The following is a 14,396-nucleotide window of genomic DNA, read 5'->3' on the forward strand; positions in this document are numbered from 1 at the left end:
GGTGGACGCTATGACGACGGACATTCAGGCCCGGGCCGAGCAGATCGCGCGGGCCCGCGCCCTCGGCGACGTGACGTGGACGCTGAACGACCCGACCGGGCGGACGCTGACCCTGACCAACGGGGCGACCGGGAAGAGCTGGACGCGCGACGCGTACGGTCACTGGTCGCCGGCGGTGCGGCCGAAGCGGGCCGTCGCGCGGATCGCCGCGCTGCTGCTCACCCGGGCGGACGGCTACGCCGAGGCGGTCGCGGCGCTGCTGCGGCAGGACATCCGGCCGTGGCGGGAGCTGCTCGACCTGGGCGCCACCGCGGTGATCGGCGCCGGCTGCCGGCCGGACTGGGCGTGGGCGGGCCGGGACCAGGTCGCGGCGCTGATGCACGCGACCGAGCAGCGGCCGCACCGGATGGTGCTGGTCATCGACGACGCGGACGCGTACGCGGCGAGCTGGTACGCCGACGCGGCCACCGCGACCGACGCGGCGTGGGCGTTCTACCTGCGCAGCCAGGGCCGGGAGGCCGAGCTGGCCGGGCAGGGTGAGACGACCATCGACACGTACGACACCCGCGGTGAAGCGGCGCTCGTGCTGGTGACGTTCCGCGGCGGCGGGCAGCGGCCCGGCCAGTCGTGGCGGGTCGAGCCCGTGGACGGTGACCAGTGACCGCGCCCGAGGTCGCGCCGCTGGACGGGCCACCCGGGCCGGGTGTGGTCGAGGTCATCGACGCCGAGGGGCGCCGGTGGTGCAGGGACGAGGAGTCCCTGACCGAGGTGTGGCACTGCGACGGCGGTGAGGGCCCGCCGATCCCGCCGGAGGTTCTCGACGAGGTGTTCGGACCGCTGTTGGAGGTGCTGGGATGACGGACACGGTGAGGGCGATGGTCGCCACGGCTGAGGCCGCCGAACTGCCGCGGGGCGCCGGGCGGGTGGACTCCGGGCCGGGCGCCCGGTACGTGCACCTGGTGTTCCTGCTCGGCGGCGGGTGGGCGACGGCCTGCTCGGCCGACTACGCGGGGCTCGACGGCGCCGGCGAGGGCCGGCACGTGCGGTCGGTGGCCGAGCTGGTCGACTGCCCGGACTGTCTCAGCTCCGGCCGTAGCGAGGTCGCCGCGGTGAACCGGTACGTCGCCGAGCAGCAGCGTCAGGAGAGCCGGGAGCGGGAGCTGCTCGCCGGGTTCCTGCGGTGGGCGTCCGAGGAGTACCCGATCGACGAGGGCGGGGCGGTGCTGGCGGTGTATGCCAGTGGCACCCGGCTCCACGCGATGCGGGCTGACGAGCGGGCGCACGCGATCGAGTTGTGGTTGGCGAGCCGCCGCCGGTACCTGGACGGCTGACGGCGCGGCGGAACGCGACGGGCCCCACCGGTAAATCTTTACCGGTGGGGCCCGCTGCTGTGCGCGGTCGACCAGCCACAACGGGTGTAACGCGACGGGAAAAAAGCCAACGCGACGCGTTGCGCCATTCCGGGGGAGATCGGTAGGGTGGGGCGGTACGACGCCCTACCGACTACCCACGGAGGAGACCACCCATGGCCGCGTCAGCGACCGCGAAGCCACCCGCCGACTCGGCGCGCGTCGGCCGCCCGGAAATCCGCGTCGAGCAGCCCCCGCGCACGATCACCATCGGGGGCGAGCGCGTCGATGTCTCGCACCTGACCGGCGACGCCCTCTACGAGGCGATCACCCAGGACGAGGAGCAGTGGGATTACCCGCGGCTCTCCGCCGAGACCGGCCGCTCTATCACCCGGCTGCGTAAGTGGGTGATGAACGCGTACGCGGTGGAGCGGGAGCCCAGCAAGGCGCCCGACGACAAGACGTTCATCGCGCCGGAGGGCCGCACCGGCGGTATCTCGCCGTGGTGGAAGGGCGGCAAGGCCCGCGAGGTCCTGATCCAGATCGGGGTCATGACCCGCGAGGGCGTCGCCATCCCCCACAAGCCGACCGGCCGCACCCCGGGCGCCCGGGACACCGCCCCCCGCCGCCGGTGGGAGACCGCGCCGGTGCGTGACACCGGCCTCGCCGTGTACCGGGAGTACCTGGAGCTGACCACCCGCAAGCGTGACCCGCTGAACGACCGGCAGGCCCGCGCCGAGCTGTCCCGCCGGCACAACCTGTCCCGCACGCAGCTCGCCCGGCGGATCAACGCCGGTCGGGAGCAGCACGCCGCGAAGTCGGGCCAGACCACGGCGGTGGAGGTCGACGTGCCCGCGCTGCGCGCCCGGCTCGCCGAGCTGGTCGCCGAGCAGCGCGCCGCCGGCTACAGCGAGCGCGGCGCGGACAGCCGGGCACGTGACGCCCTGGCCGCGGAGACGAAGCTCACCCGCCGGCAGCTCGCCGGCTACCTCACCGCCGCGGCGGCGGCCGGGGAGCAGTCCGGATAGACGACGACCGGCCCCGTGCCGCCGACTGGGATTGGACGGTCCCGTACTGCGTCGGTAGCTGGAGCCGGTCGTGTGGGCGCCGGGTTGCACCCCGGACGCCTCCGAGACGAAGAGCCTGTTTCCCCCGCCCGTTAGCCACGGAACAAGAGAAAAGGACCCGACGTTGAGCCAAGAGCGTATCAACCCTGCCGCCAACCCCACCACCAGTGAGCGCGCCGACGCCGGCGGCGGGGCGCCGACTCTCGCGCAGGCGATCATGCCGCGGCCCCGGTTCGACGTGGCCGAAAAGAAGATCATCATCCCGACGCCGTTCGAGGGCGGGTTCCTGGAGTTCGACCCCGACGCGGAGAAGCTGACCAAGGAACAGGTGGTCATCCTCGCCCCGGCGCGGATCAAGGCCGACTACTCCCCCGCGTACGTGATGGCGTTCCTGGCTGACTGCCACCGCCGCGGCCTGGACCCGTGGTCCGGGGAGGCGTACCTGATGCGCTACGCCGGCGAGTACGTCCGGCACATCGGCATCGCCGGGTTCCTGCGCATCGCGGAGGAGACCGGCCAGTTCCGCGGCGTCGCCCAGGTGCTCTACCAGGGTGAGGGCGAGGACAAGTGGCGCGAGGTGTGGCCGTTCAAGGACGCCGCGCCGTTCGCGGCCAAGGCCACCACGTACCGGGCGAACCACGAGCCCTCCACCGTCGTCGCGCTGTACGACGAATACGCGCCCCTCGAGGAGGAGAAGACCCGGGTCCAGACCGGGCCGAGTGAGTGGCGGCGGGTGCCCACCGGCAACGGGAAGGTCCCCACCCCGATGTGGCAGCCGGCCAGCAAGGGCGGCAAGCCGACGGTGATGCTCGGCAAGTGCGGCAAGTCCGCGGCGCTGCGGCAGCAGTTCCCCCACAAGTTCGTCGGCTACTACGAGCCCGCCGAGCTGGAGAAGGCCGCCGAGGGCATCCGCGACTGGACCGGCGGCGAGGTCGCCGAGCAGCGGCGCGCCGCGTACGCCGCGGCCCAGGCCGCCAGCGTCGGCCACCTCGGGCAGACGGTCGACGGCGCGGATGTCGGCGCGACCGTCCGGGAGACCATCACCGTCACCAGCACCACCGGCGACCCGGCCGACGCCGGCCGTGGGCGGGCGGAGGCGGAGGTGCGGGCGCTGCTGCTGGCCGAGCTGGACGCGCAGGCCCGGCTGCTCGGCAAGGACCGGGCGTGGATGACCCGCCGCTGGTCCGAGGCCCGCGGCGGGCAGGCATTCGAGACCGCCACGGTGCCGACGATGACCGGGCACGTGCACCGGTACCGGGAGTACGTGGTCGGGAGGCTGCGGGAGACCGGCCGCAACGACCTGGCCGTCCGGTACGCCGCCGCCCCGCTGGTCGGCACGCTCGAGGAGCTGTTCGGCACCGCCGAGCCGTGGGCCGACGACCCGGGCGACCAGGCCGACCAGGGCGGCGACGGCGGCAAGCGTCGCTGCCGGGAGTGCGGCGACGAGGTGACCTACCTGTCCAGCGGCGACCTGTGCGACGGGTGCGTCGAGGAGCAGGCCATCGCCGCCGACGCCGACCGCGAGACCGTCGGGGTGTCGGCGTGAGCGCCCCGACGATCGACCCGGCGCCAGCGTTCCCGCTGCCGGAGGGCATCACCCCCGACATGATGGCCGCCGCGGCGCTGCTCGACGCGGGCCCGGTCGACCCCGACCTGATCCCGTGCGGGCGGTGCGGGGAGCCGCCGCTGGTGCACGACGCCGACCACCCGCACGAGACGCCGCCGGCGTACGCGCTCGCCCTCGCGGCTGCCGCGGCCGACGGCCGTGAGGTGATGGCCGACCTGGTTGAGCATCTGGACGCCGAGCACGTCCCGTCGGGGAAGAAGGGGCCGAGCGCGAGCGACGCCGGAAAGTGCCGCCGCGCCCTGTGGTACCGGGACCGGCCGCCGGCGGACTACGTCCCCCGGACGATCGACTCCCGACGGGCGGCGCTCGGCACGATCCTGCACAAGGCCAACGCGGAGGTCCGCGCGGTGCGGTACCCGTGGCGCCGCTACGAGCTGCGCGTCGCGGTGCCCGGCCTGGACCGTGACTGCCTGGTCGACGAGTACGACCCGGTCCTCGGCCGGGTCGGTGACCTGAAATCGGCCGGGGAGGCCAAGTGGGCCATCGTCGGCGACGACGGGCCGACCGCCGACCAGTGGGCGCAGCTCCGGATCAACGCGTACGCGCTGGACTTCGCCGGCTACCCGGTGCGGGAGCTGGAGCTGATCCAGGTCAACCGGGACACCGGCGCCGAGGAACACTTCCGCGAGGACTACGACCCGGCGGCCGGCCTGGCCGCGCTCGACGACCTGATCGAGGCCGCCACGATGGTCGAGGCCGGGGTGGTGCCGCCCCGCGACGGGTATGGGCCGCGTGACTGGCGCTGCCAGTGGTGCCCGGCCATGGATCACTGCTGGCAGACCGCCCGGGCGGCCGAGTTGAAGCGGTCCCCCGAGTCGCTGATCGCGCTCGGTGAGACGCCCGACGACCCGTCGATCGCGTGGGCGGGCCGGGAAGTCCTGACGCTGTCCAAGGCCCGCCTCGAGCTGGAGAAGCGCGAGGCACGCGCCAAGGCGCTGCTGCAGGGCATCACCCCCGGCCAGTACGACAAGGACGCCCCCGACGGTGGTGTCGAGATCGTCGACAAGTGGTCCACGTCGTACGGCTACAAGGAGGCGTACGAGACCATCCGGGACCTGTACGAACTGCCCGACGACGTACGCCCGCCGCTCGACCAGGTCGGCGACGTGCCGAAGAAGCGCAGCAAGAGCACCGGCGTGACGAAGCCCCGCGCCGCGACCCGGGCCGCCGACCGCCGGCGGCCGAAGCCGAAGGCGTTGCCCGCCGCCGACGCCGCCGCCGCGGCCGTCGCCGCCCAGCTCGACGCCGGCGGCCGGTCGTGAGCATCACCGGCCGCACCTACCTGGAGCGGGGAAAGCCCGTGACCGTGGTCTGCGGGTGGGGGCCCGGCGGTGGGCCCCGCAACGTGTGGATCCGCCGGGCGGACGGCACCGAGGTCGTCCGCCCGTTCCGTGGGCTCCGCAAGCCGAAGCCCGCCGCCCACCCCGGAGAGGACGCGTCATGACCACCGAACCGACCCTGCGGCTGCTGAGCCTGGGCGCCGGCGTGCAATCCACCGTCCTCGCCCTCATGGCCGCCGACGGAACCCTCCCCGGTCTCGACGGCGCGATCTTCGCCGACACCGGCTGGGAGCCCCGCAAGGTGTACGAACACCTCGCCCGCCTGGAGAAGGTCCTCGAGGCGGCCGGCATCCCGCTGTACCGCGTCCGCAGCGGCAACCTCCGCCATGACAGCCTCGACCCCGCCCACCGCTACGCCTCCGTGCCGTACTTCGTCCTCGGCCCCACCGGGAGCTGCGACCGATGCGCCGGGACCGGCCAGATCACCCTGCCGGCGATACCCGAGGATCCACACGAGTTGTTGCCGGGCGAGGAGCCCATGTGGTCGTCGCCGTCGGCGCCGACCAAGCCGGACGTCGCTGTCTGCCCCACCTGCATCGGCACCACCAGGTCACTCGGGATGGGCCGCCGCCAGTGCACGTCCGAGTACAAGCTGGCCCCGATCGGCCGAAAGGTCCGCGAGCTACTCGGCGCGGCCGCCCCGGACTTCCGCTACGTGCCGAAGGGGCAGATCGCCGAGCAGTGGATCGGCTTCTCCACCGACGAAATCGGCCGAGTCTCCGACAAGGACGGCGTCTCCTACATCCGCAAGCGGTACCCCCTGCTCGACCTGGGGATGAGCCGCAAGGACTGCCAGCGGTGGCTCACCGCCCGCGGCTGGGGCGACACCGCGAAAAGCGCGTGCATCGGCTGCCCGTTCCACGGCAACGCCCAGTGGCGCGACCTACGTGACAACCACCCCGACGAGTGGGCCGACGCCGTCGCCTTCGATGAGGCGATCCGAAAGGGCGGCGCTCGAGGGCTGCCGCTCGACGGGGAAGCGTTCCTCCACCGGTCCCGGCTACCGCTGGCCGTCGCCCCGATCGACCGAGTCACCCGCAAGGAGTGGGCCGACCGGTCGCCGGACATCTTCGACGCCCTGGCCGAGGCCGAGCTGGCGGAGAGCGGCGACCCGGACGGCTGCTCTCCGTACGGCTGCCGCTCGGGTGCGCCCGCATGAGCCGGATCCCGTACGGCCGGCAGAGCCGCAAGGTCAGGTTCGCGCCCAGCGGTATGACCCCGCCGGGCGCGAACCTGGACAACGACCCGCGGCGGGTCTCCCCCGACCCGAACGGCAGCCGCGCGCAGCGTCGCCTGGCCAAGCGGCAGGGCATCACCACCAGCCCCGACCGTCCGAAGGACGGCGACCGGTGAGCGTCCACATCGTGCTGTCCTGCGACCGGCAGCTCTCGGAAGGCGTCTGCGCGGAGCAGATCCGGGTGTTCGGCGCCGGCGACGAGGCGGCCGCGCGGCGCGCGGCCGGCGGCGTCGGCTGGCACCACTCCGGCGCCGGTGACCGGTGCCCGCGGTGCTCCGGCCGGGCGTACTCATCGCCGCCGCTGATCGTCGCGCAGTCCGTGACGGGCGGCCCCCGGTGACCGCCCGCCGCGCCCGGCCGGCGGCCGCCGCCAGCGGGCCGGAGGAGCCGTGGACGCGGACGTGCGGGGACTGCGTCCCGGAGCTGTGGGTCCAGGGCGGGGCGTGGGGGTGGGCGGCGCACCGGTACGCCATCCACGGGGAGGGGCCGGAGCCGGGCCCCTGCCCGTTCGGGGAGCCGCCGAAGCGGGAGCCGAAGGGGTGGAGCGACGCCGACCGGGCGGCGTTCTACCGACGGAACGCGGCGGCCCGTCGGAAGGCCCGGCACACACCGCCGGCGCCGCGCACGCCCAGGCCGCCCAGGAGCACCGGATGATGGGGCCGCGGCCGCTGCGTGCCCGCCGACCCCGCCGCGCAATGACGCGACGGGGCGTTGCGCCGTTTTTTTGCGTCGCGTAAGGTCATCGATCAAGGACGAGGCCAGGAAGGACAGACACGGATGCCGAGGTCACCGAGAGTGCGACGCGGGGACACGCCGCGCCGTTGCTTTCGCCCACCCTCCGGCGCCGCTGTCCTAGTCTCTGCACACAAGACGAACGGCCCGCCGAAGCGGGCCGTTCAGGACGCTCAACTAGGTGCAGGGAGAGGAGGTGACGGGGGTTATTCGGAGTACCCGCCCGGACTGAGAGTTTGCAGCGCTCGACCGTTTTCCCTCTAACCAGCCACACCGGGTTGCGCGCGGCAGGAGACAGCATAGCGGACGCGGTTCCGGCCCGCACCGCGATCTAACGCTGCCCCCTGGCGTGTCGCCTGGTCCCCCGGTAGGCAGATAGGCGCAGAACATGGCACCACCCGGCACCTCCGCCGACGACCGGGGCGCGTTGCGGCCACCGGCCGGCGATGAGATCACCGGCCGTCTGCGTACGCAGACCGGCCCCCGCACGACCGCCCCCATGTGGGCCCGCCCGTTCCTGACCGACGGGGAGTGGGCCGTGTACACGGCGCTGTGGTCGTTCGCCTCGTGGAACGGCGACAGCACGTTCCCCAACCACCAGGCCCTCGCCGACCGTGCGTGGGGTGAGCGCGGCAGCGCCGCCAACGCCGTCCGCAAGTTCGCCCGGCTCGGGCTGCTGACGCGGGCCCGGCAGACCCGCGCCGACGGGTCGGACACCTCCAACGACTACATGCTGGTCGAAGTGTGTCCGCCGGCCCTGCTGGAGAAGCTGACCAAGCTGATGGCCGAGCGGATCGCCGACCAGGAGCGCAAGCGCAAGGCCCGCCGCAAAGCCAACCGGAACAACGCCGCGGCGGTCCGCCGCCGCCGTGCCGGCACGGCCGACGGTGCGGCCGAGGACGCCGACGCCGCCGAGGACCAGGACGACACCGCCGGCGAGACCGGCGACGGCGCCGTCGCGGCGATGGTCGCGGCGCTCGCCGGTGAGGGTGCATTGCCCGATGCACCCCCCGGGGTACACCACGCAATGCACCCCCGGGGTACACCACCCGATGTACCGGGGTACACCACGGAAAGTACCCATGACCTGTCCCTTGATCTTCCCAATGATGAGCAGCCCATCCCCCGCGCGGACGGCGCCGCGGACGCCGCGGCGGCGCCCGAACCGGGCGAGGCCGCAACGCGGGGGGGAGATTTTCCCTTCGATGAGAAGACCAAGGCAGACCTCAACGCCGCCGTCGACCGGGTGGTAACCGCTCGCACCGGCCAGTCGGGGTGGGAGGTCTACCGGGTGCGCCGGGCCGTGCGGGTATGTCTGGACGCCGGCGACAACCCTGCCGACGTGATCGCCGCCCTGGACTACGTCACCGACGACAAGGCGACCCGGTCCGCCGGCCGGCTTCCACACGTCGTGGCGTTCCTGGTCCGCGAGCGTGAGGCGGACGCCGCCGCGGCCGCTCGGGCCGCCGCCCCCTCGGCGGCCGAGACACCGCCGTGGGCGGAGGGCGCGGTCCGCTACATCGACCCCGACCGGCCGAAGTGCCGCAAGCACCCCGGCCACCCGGCCGACAACTGCGCCCAGTGCCCGGTCGACGCACGGATCGCCGCCGCCGAGGCCCGGATCGCCGCCGAAGACGGCGCCGCCGAGGCGGAGCCGGACGACCGGACGGCTTCCCAGCGGCGGGCCGCCGCCCAGGCCGCCGCCCGCGCCGCCGCCGCCCACGCCAAGGAAGCCGCTCCCCGCATCCGCGAGGGCCGCAAGACCCGCGCTGTGCCCCGGCAGGCCGAGCCCGTCGACCTGCCGCCGGCCGACCCGGCGACCGAACCGGCCCTCGAGCCCGTGGGCGCCGCCACGTAGCCGACCCGCGCCGGCGTGGCCTGGACACCCACGCCGGCGCGATAGCACCAACCGAGACGAGAGGCACACCGATGGACCCGACCACCGCGGGCCGCTCAACGGCCCCGTACGGCCCCCACCGGGCCACCCAGGGCAACACCAGCGCCACACCACGTACGGGCCGCGTCGGCCCGCTGGGCGCCGCCGGACGGGCGGCCCCGCGGTGACCGGGCAGACCCGCCGAGACGTGCCGTGGGACGAGATCAACCAGCGGCGCCGCGACAAGGCCGCCAGAGCGCCCGGCGTCCCGCGGGACGTGACCGGCTGCACCGGTGAGACGTGCACCGCCGCGATCCGCTGGGCGGTCACTGTGGACGGCAAGCGCATGCCGGTCGATTTCGCGCCCGACCCGGCCGGGAACCTGGTGCGCGTCATGGTCGCCGCCGGTGACTGGCGGATCCGGGTCCTCGCCGCCGGCGAGGAGCCCCCGCCCGGCGCCCACCGGTGGACCAGCCACTACGCCACCTGCCCCGACGCCGCGAAGTTCCGCAACGCCGGCCGCAACGCCGGCGCCCGCCGGCGGCGGGCCCAGCTCGAGGAGACTGCCCTGGCAACCCTGGCCCCGCTCGCCCCGACCACCATCACCGGCCCGCCGGCCAGCTCGGCGCCTGCGCCGGGGGTGTTGCTGGCTGTCGACGGGGACAGCCTCACCCACCGGGCGTGGCACGCCTACGAGCGCACGGGGATGACCGCCCCCGACGGGCGGCCGGTCTTCGCCGTGTACGGGTTCCTGCGGCTGCTCGCCGGCATCATCGACCGGGTCAAGCCTGACGCCCTGGTCGTCGGGTTCGACGACCGCACCAGCTCGGCGCGCCGTGACCAGCACCCCGACTACAAGGCGCAGCGGTCGGAGAAGGACCCCGACCTGTACGCCCAGCGCGACGCCATCATCGTCGCCCTGCGCGCCCTGGCCCTGCAGGTGGTTGTCCCCGACGGCCTGGAGGCCGACGACGTGCTCGGCTCCGCCGCCGCCGCGGCCGAGACCTCCGGCTGGCGGTGCGTGATCGCCACCAGCGACCGCGACGCGTTCGCGCTGATCACCGACACGACCAGCGTGCTGCGGCTGGTCGACGGCCTGGACAACGCCGTCAACATGACCCCCGCCGACCTGGCCGACCGGTACGGGGTCACCCCCGCCCAGTACCTCGACTACGCGGCGCTACGCGGGGACACCTCCGACAACCTGCCCGGCGTGCACGGCATCGGCGAGAAGACCGCCGCGAAGCTGCTCGCCGCGCTCGGCAGCGTGGACGCCGCCCTCGCCGACCCGGAGAAGACCACCGCGGCGATTGGGAAGGCGTACGCGGCGAAACTCGCCACCGACGACGCGCGGGCCGCGCTCGACCGTAACCGCCGGCTGATGGCGATCCGCCGGGACGTGCCGGTCGACGTGGAAGCGTGCCGGCCGTCGGTGGACGCGGCGACGGCCGCCGCGGTGCTGCGCGGCCTGCACCTGCCGTCGCTGGTCGACCGGGTCACCGCCGCCCTCTGCCCCCCACCACCCTCGCCCAGCCCGCCGGCGCCCGCGCCGCGGCGTCGGCACCTGACCGTCGGCCCGCCGCCCGCCGACCCGGGCCCGCCCGCCGGCGGCACCCACCCGCCGGCGCCGCCGCTGGAGCGCGCCACCCCGGCGCCGACGTGCCCCGACTGCGGACGGCCGGCCGCGGCGCTGCTGCCGCTGGCCCAGCTCGACGCCGGCGGGCCCACGCTCACCGGCCGGGAGGTCCTGGTCGACCGGGACGACCCCAGCGGGGACCTGCTCGCCGTCCAGGTCGGCGGCGTGTGGGCGGTGCGGCCCATCCCCGCCGGGGAGTACTACCTGCCGCCGGCGAACCGCCGCCGCGCGCACTACTGCGTCGTCTACCCGTACAAGTGCGACGTGCCCGGCTGCGGTGCGCCGGCCCGCCTCTACCCGGGCGGCCGGTTCTGCGACGACCACCCACCGTCCACACCCCGCCCCGGCCGGTGACCGGGCACGGGGCGCGGATCGCCTTTCCCGGCGAACCGCGCCCCGTGTCGTAGCGCCCTTGTCGAAGATCGGCCTACGATGCCCCGGGCGCCACCCGGGCGCACCATTGACCGTCATCGAAGGAGCACGGCCGTGGAGCTGCCCGTCGACCCCACCAGCACCGCGCAGAGCAAGCGGCGCACCCTGCTACGGCTCGGCGACCGACTCGGCTGGTGGAAGTACGAATCGGAGAACCAGCCCGGGCATGTGGACCGCCGCGGCTACGAGTACCCCACCGTCACGTACACGATCGTGCTGCCCGGCGACGGGGCGGCCGCCGACCGGGAGCGGGTGCTGCTGCCCGACGAGGTGATCGGGTACGTGCTACGCGCCGCCGAAGAGCGCGGCGACGTGGGCATGGTCGCCTACCGGGAAGGCCTCTCAGGCTGACCCCACCACCCCGCGACGCGACGGGAAAAAATCAAGACGCGAGACGTTGCCCCAATACCGGACATGCAGGTAACGTCGGGGTGTGGGTGGAAGCCCACGACAAAACAAGAGGCGCGCCGGCTACCTGCCAGGGAAGGCGGTAGCCGGCGCTGCTACGTCAGGCCCCGACCACGCCCGAGGGAGCCCCATGTCCCGCCCCAACCCTGCCCTGCCCGCCCTGCCGGCCGCCGGGGCGGCCGCGCTCGAGGGAGACGTTCACGCCCCCGCCGGCGCCCACTACACGCACGGCACCGACCTGGAGTACGTCCTGGCCGCGATCGCCGGCGTCGACCCGATCGACGTGGAAAGCGACGACCCCAGCGACACCGACTGGGCCGTGCACCGCGCCCTCAACCACGTCCGCGCCGACATCATGCGCCGCCTCGCCGTCCAGGCCGGCCCCCGCGCCGTTGACTACTGCGGCGCCGACGGCGACTACGGCCACGCGTGCGGCCCCGACCTCGGTCTGCCCCAGTGCGCGTACCACGCCCGCCCCGCCGACCTGCTCGCCGAGCGGTTCATCGACGACGCCGACCGGCCCGAGCTGGACGACGCCGACAACATCCGGAGGTCCCCACGATGACGATGGACCTGCCCATCCCCGACGCCGTCGACCTCGCCGGGCTCGGCGAGCGCGTCTGCGGCGCAACCGACGCCGCGGCCGGCCTGACCTGCGCCCGCCGCCCCCACGCCCCCGGCACCCCGCACTACCGGGTGGTCGACGGCACGATCCGCGCCTGGCGCGACTCGGCCGGCGATGCCCGGGACCTGCTGGCACTGATCGAGCTGTACGCCGGCCTCCGTGAGGCCGCCCCCGGCGAGAGTGAGTGCGGCAGCCCCGTGACCGCCGAGCGGCTCCAGGCGGCCGCGGTCACCGTGGAAGCGGAGATCCGCGCCCGCCTCGGCCTCACCCTGCCCGGACCCGACGCCGAACCCGTCGACCTGCTCGACCTCGGCCGCCGGATCGACAGCACCGGCGGCTGCCCGATCAGCCCGTGCTGCGCGGCCTGCGACACCACCGTCGACCTGACGACCGCGCTGGTCGTCACCCCCGTCGGCGTCGCCTGCACGACCGTCTGCTGGGACTGCGACAACGCCTACGCCGCCCCCAAGCCCGGCAGCCTCGAGGAGGCCTACGCCGCGGTGCTGCTCCACGCCGAGCACCTCGACGTCGAGCTGCCCCACCTCGCCAGCGTCGTCGCCGAGATGCGCGCCGCCGCCGGCGACGGCTGCCCCAAGTGCCAGCGCCTCCACTTCCCCTGGTGCCACCCGTACGGGGGCCCCGGGTACACCCGCACCGCGATCGCCGCCCAGGCCGGAGAGGAAACCCCATGACCGACACCACCACCACCACCGAGACCGCCGCCGGCACCTGGACGGCGCTGATCGTCCACGAGGGCTGGGTCCTCGCCGACCTCGCCGACCTGGACGCCAGCGACGAGGTCAACGTGACCATCGTCCGCGGATCCGCCCTGCCCGACGCCGAGGGCCACATGGCCGGCACCTACCGCCCCGCCGACGTCGCGTTCACCGCCGAGGACGTCTACGTGGACGGGGAGGGCGACCCGGACGCCGCCGCCCCCGCCGTCTACGAGCGCGCCAAGGCGATGGCCGCCGGCCTCAACGCCGCGGCCGCCGGCGCCGCCATCCGCGACACCGCCCGCGCGGCCGCCCACGCCGCCCTGTACTACGTCGAGCACGAGGGCTGGTACGCACGCGACAGCAACAGCCACATCCATCTCCCCGAGGTGTGCGCCGACGCGGCGGTCGCCGGCCTCACCCGCGCCGGGCTGCTGCCCGACCTGGACCTCACCCCGGCCCAGCCGGCCCAGCCGGCCACCACCGAGCCCGGACAGGACGCATCGTGACCGGCGAGGACCTGAGCGCCGTCGAGCGGGCCGCGCGGGAGCTGCACGCCGACAACTACCGGAACCGGGACGCGATCACCGACGCGCACGCCGCCGACATGTGGCCGCGGCTGCTGGACGTGGAACGCGCCGACTGGCTCGCCAAGGCCCGGCGGGTGCTCCGCGCGGCCGCCGGCGAGGACCACCCGCCGGTCGTGGTGCTCTGCGGGTCGACCAGGTTCCGCGACGCGTTCCACGAGGCGAACCGGCGACTCACCCTGGACGGCGCCGTGGTGCTCGCCCCCGGCGTGTTCGGCCACGCCGACGGCATCCAGCCGACCGAAGAGCAAAAGACCGCCCTCGACGCGCTGCACCTACGGAAGATCGACATGGCGGACCGGGTGTACGTGGTCAACCCGGGCGGCTACATCGGCGCCAGCACCCGCAACGAGATCGCCTACGCCGAGCGGACCGGCAAGCCGGTCGACTACCTACACAGCGCGGACAGCGATCAGGCCGCGTCGGCCGGCGGCCCGGCCCCGACAACCGACGCCGCCGCGCGGGCCGCCGCGCGGGCCGCCGCCCGCGCCGTCGTGCACTACGAGCCCTACGAGGGCTGGTTCCCGAACGACAACAAGACCGACGTGCCCGACGCGTGCGCCGACGCGGTGCTCGCCGCGTTCGCCGGGGAGCTGGCCGCGCTCACCCGAGCCCGCGAGGTCGGGGCGAGGTACGACAAGGAGTTCGACGGCTACAGCGGCGGTGGCGCGATGCTCGACGATTTCCTCGCCGCGCTGGCATCGGACGGTGCCACGGCCGAGCAGCTCCCCACCGTCGGCCAGCGCCCGGGCGAGGGCTGACCG

17 protein-coding genes are annotated in these 14,396 nt (G+C 74.5%); all 17 read left to right on the top strand.

The features are described from left to right. Window positions 1–10: 10 nt before the first annotated feature. The 17 genes from ACIBTV_RS27480 to ACIBTV_RS27560 all read left to right on the top strand — a co-directional run bounded on the left by ACIBTV_RS27480 (window position 11) and on the right by ACIBTV_RS27560 (window position 14,393). Entirely contained in the window at window positions 11–661 is a 651-nt protein-coding gene (locus ACIBTV_RS27480) for a hypothetical protein (protein ID WP_396709451.1), read from the top strand. Then, window positions 658–858 (top strand): hypothetical protein, encoded by a 201-nt coding sequence (locus tag ACIBTV_RS27485; protein ID WP_396709453.1) that lies wholly within the window; start codon window positions 658–660, stop codon window positions 856–858. The genes ACIBTV_RS27480 and ACIBTV_RS27485 overlap by 4 nt, the downstream gene beginning before the upstream one ends. Continuing rightward, window positions 855–1,331: a hypothetical protein gene (locus ACIBTV_RS27490; RefSeq protein ID WP_396709455.1), complete on the top strand. Its 477-nt coding sequence runs from the start codon at window positions 855–857 to the stop codon at window positions 1,329–1,331. Before ACIBTV_RS27485 ends, ACIBTV_RS27490 begins: the two co-directional genes overlap by 4 nt. 194 nt (window positions 1,332–1,525) lie before the next feature. Further along, window positions 1,526–2,377, top strand: a complete 852-nt coding sequence (locus tag ACIBTV_RS27495; protein ID WP_396709456.1) for a hypothetical protein — start codon at window positions 1,526–1,528, stop codon at window positions 2,375–2,377. Window positions 2,378–2,540: 163 nt separating this feature from the next. After that, window positions 2,541–3,962, top strand: a complete 1,422-nt coding sequence (locus ACIBTV_RS27500; RefSeq protein WP_396709458.1) for a recombinase RecT — start codon at window positions 2,541–2,543, stop codon at window positions 3,960–3,962. Beyond that, window positions 3,959–5,305: a hypothetical protein gene (locus ACIBTV_RS27505; RefSeq protein ID WP_396709459.1), complete on the top strand. Its 1,347-nt coding sequence runs from the start codon at window positions 3,959–3,961 to the stop codon at window positions 5,303–5,305. Before ACIBTV_RS27500 ends, ACIBTV_RS27505 begins: the two co-directional genes overlap by 4 nt. Then, a complete protein-coding gene (locus ACIBTV_RS27510; RefSeq protein ID WP_396709461.1) occupies window positions 5,302–5,487 on the top strand; it encodes a hypothetical protein in 186 nt (61 codons plus the stop codon). Before ACIBTV_RS27505 ends, ACIBTV_RS27510 begins: the two co-directional genes overlap by 4 nt. Further along, on the top strand, window positions 5,484–6,542 hold the full coding sequence (locus tag ACIBTV_RS27515) for a hypothetical protein (RefSeq protein ID WP_396709463.1): 1,059 nt from the start codon (window positions 5,484–5,486) through the stop codon (window positions 6,540–6,542). The genes ACIBTV_RS27510 and ACIBTV_RS27515 overlap by 4 nt, the downstream gene beginning before the upstream one ends. Continuing rightward, a complete protein-coding gene (locus ACIBTV_RS27520; protein WP_396709464.1) occupies window positions 6,539–6,736 on the top strand; it encodes a hypothetical protein in 198 nt (65 codons plus the stop codon). Before ACIBTV_RS27515 ends, ACIBTV_RS27520 begins: the two co-directional genes overlap by 4 nt. Then, window positions 6,733–6,960 (top strand): hypothetical protein, encoded by a 228-nt coding sequence (locus ACIBTV_RS27525; protein WP_396709466.1) that lies wholly within the window; start codon window positions 6,733–6,735, stop codon window positions 6,958–6,960. Before ACIBTV_RS27520 ends, ACIBTV_RS27525 begins: the two co-directional genes overlap by 4 nt. Window positions 6,961–7,740: 780 nt before the next feature. Beyond that, the gene (locus tag ACIBTV_RS27530) at window positions 7,741–9,210 is read left to right on the top strand and encodes a hypothetical protein (RefSeq protein WP_396709468.1); all 1,470 of its coding nucleotides are present in this window, start codon (window positions 7,741–7,743) and stop codon (window positions 9,208–9,210) included. Between the two features lie 202 nt (window positions 9,211–9,412). After that, window positions 9,413–11,218 carry a 5'-3' exonuclease H3TH domain-containing protein gene (locus ACIBTV_RS27535; protein ID WP_396709470.1) on the top strand — a complete coding sequence of 602 codons (1,806 nt, stop codon included), beginning with the start codon at window positions 9,413–9,415 and terminating at the stop codon, window positions 11,216–11,218. Window positions 11,219–11,350: 132 nt separating this feature from the next. Then, entirely contained in the window at window positions 11,351–11,647 is a 297-nt protein-coding gene (locus tag ACIBTV_RS27540) for a hypothetical protein (RefSeq protein WP_396709472.1), read from the top strand. A gap of 187 nt (window positions 11,648–11,834) precedes the next feature. After that, a complete protein-coding gene (locus ACIBTV_RS27545; RefSeq protein WP_396709474.1) occupies window positions 11,835–12,269 on the top strand; it encodes a hypothetical protein in 435 nt (144 codons plus the stop codon). Further along, a complete protein-coding gene (locus ACIBTV_RS27550) occupies window positions 12,266–13,021 on the top strand; it encodes a hypothetical protein (RefSeq protein WP_396709476.1) in 756 nt (251 codons plus the stop codon). Before ACIBTV_RS27545 ends, ACIBTV_RS27550 begins: the two co-directional genes overlap by 4 nt. After that, window positions 13,018–13,554 carry a hypothetical protein gene (locus tag ACIBTV_RS27555; protein ID WP_396709478.1) on the top strand — a complete coding sequence of 179 codons (537 nt, stop codon included), beginning with the start codon at window positions 13,018–13,020 and terminating at the stop codon, window positions 13,552–13,554. Before ACIBTV_RS27550 ends, ACIBTV_RS27555 begins: the two co-directional genes overlap by 4 nt. After that, window positions 13,551–14,393 (top strand): hypothetical protein, encoded by an 843-nt coding sequence (locus tag ACIBTV_RS27560; RefSeq protein ID WP_396709480.1) that lies wholly within the window; start codon window positions 13,551–13,553, stop codon window positions 14,391–14,393. The genes ACIBTV_RS27555 and ACIBTV_RS27560 overlap by 4 nt, the downstream gene beginning before the upstream one ends. The last annotated feature ends 3 nt before the right edge of the window (window positions 14,394–14,396 follow it).

This window comes from Micromonospora sp. NPDC049366 (assembly GCF_044466625.1).
GTDB lineage: Bacteria > Actinomycetota > Actinomycetes > Mycobacteriales > Micromonosporaceae > Micromonospora.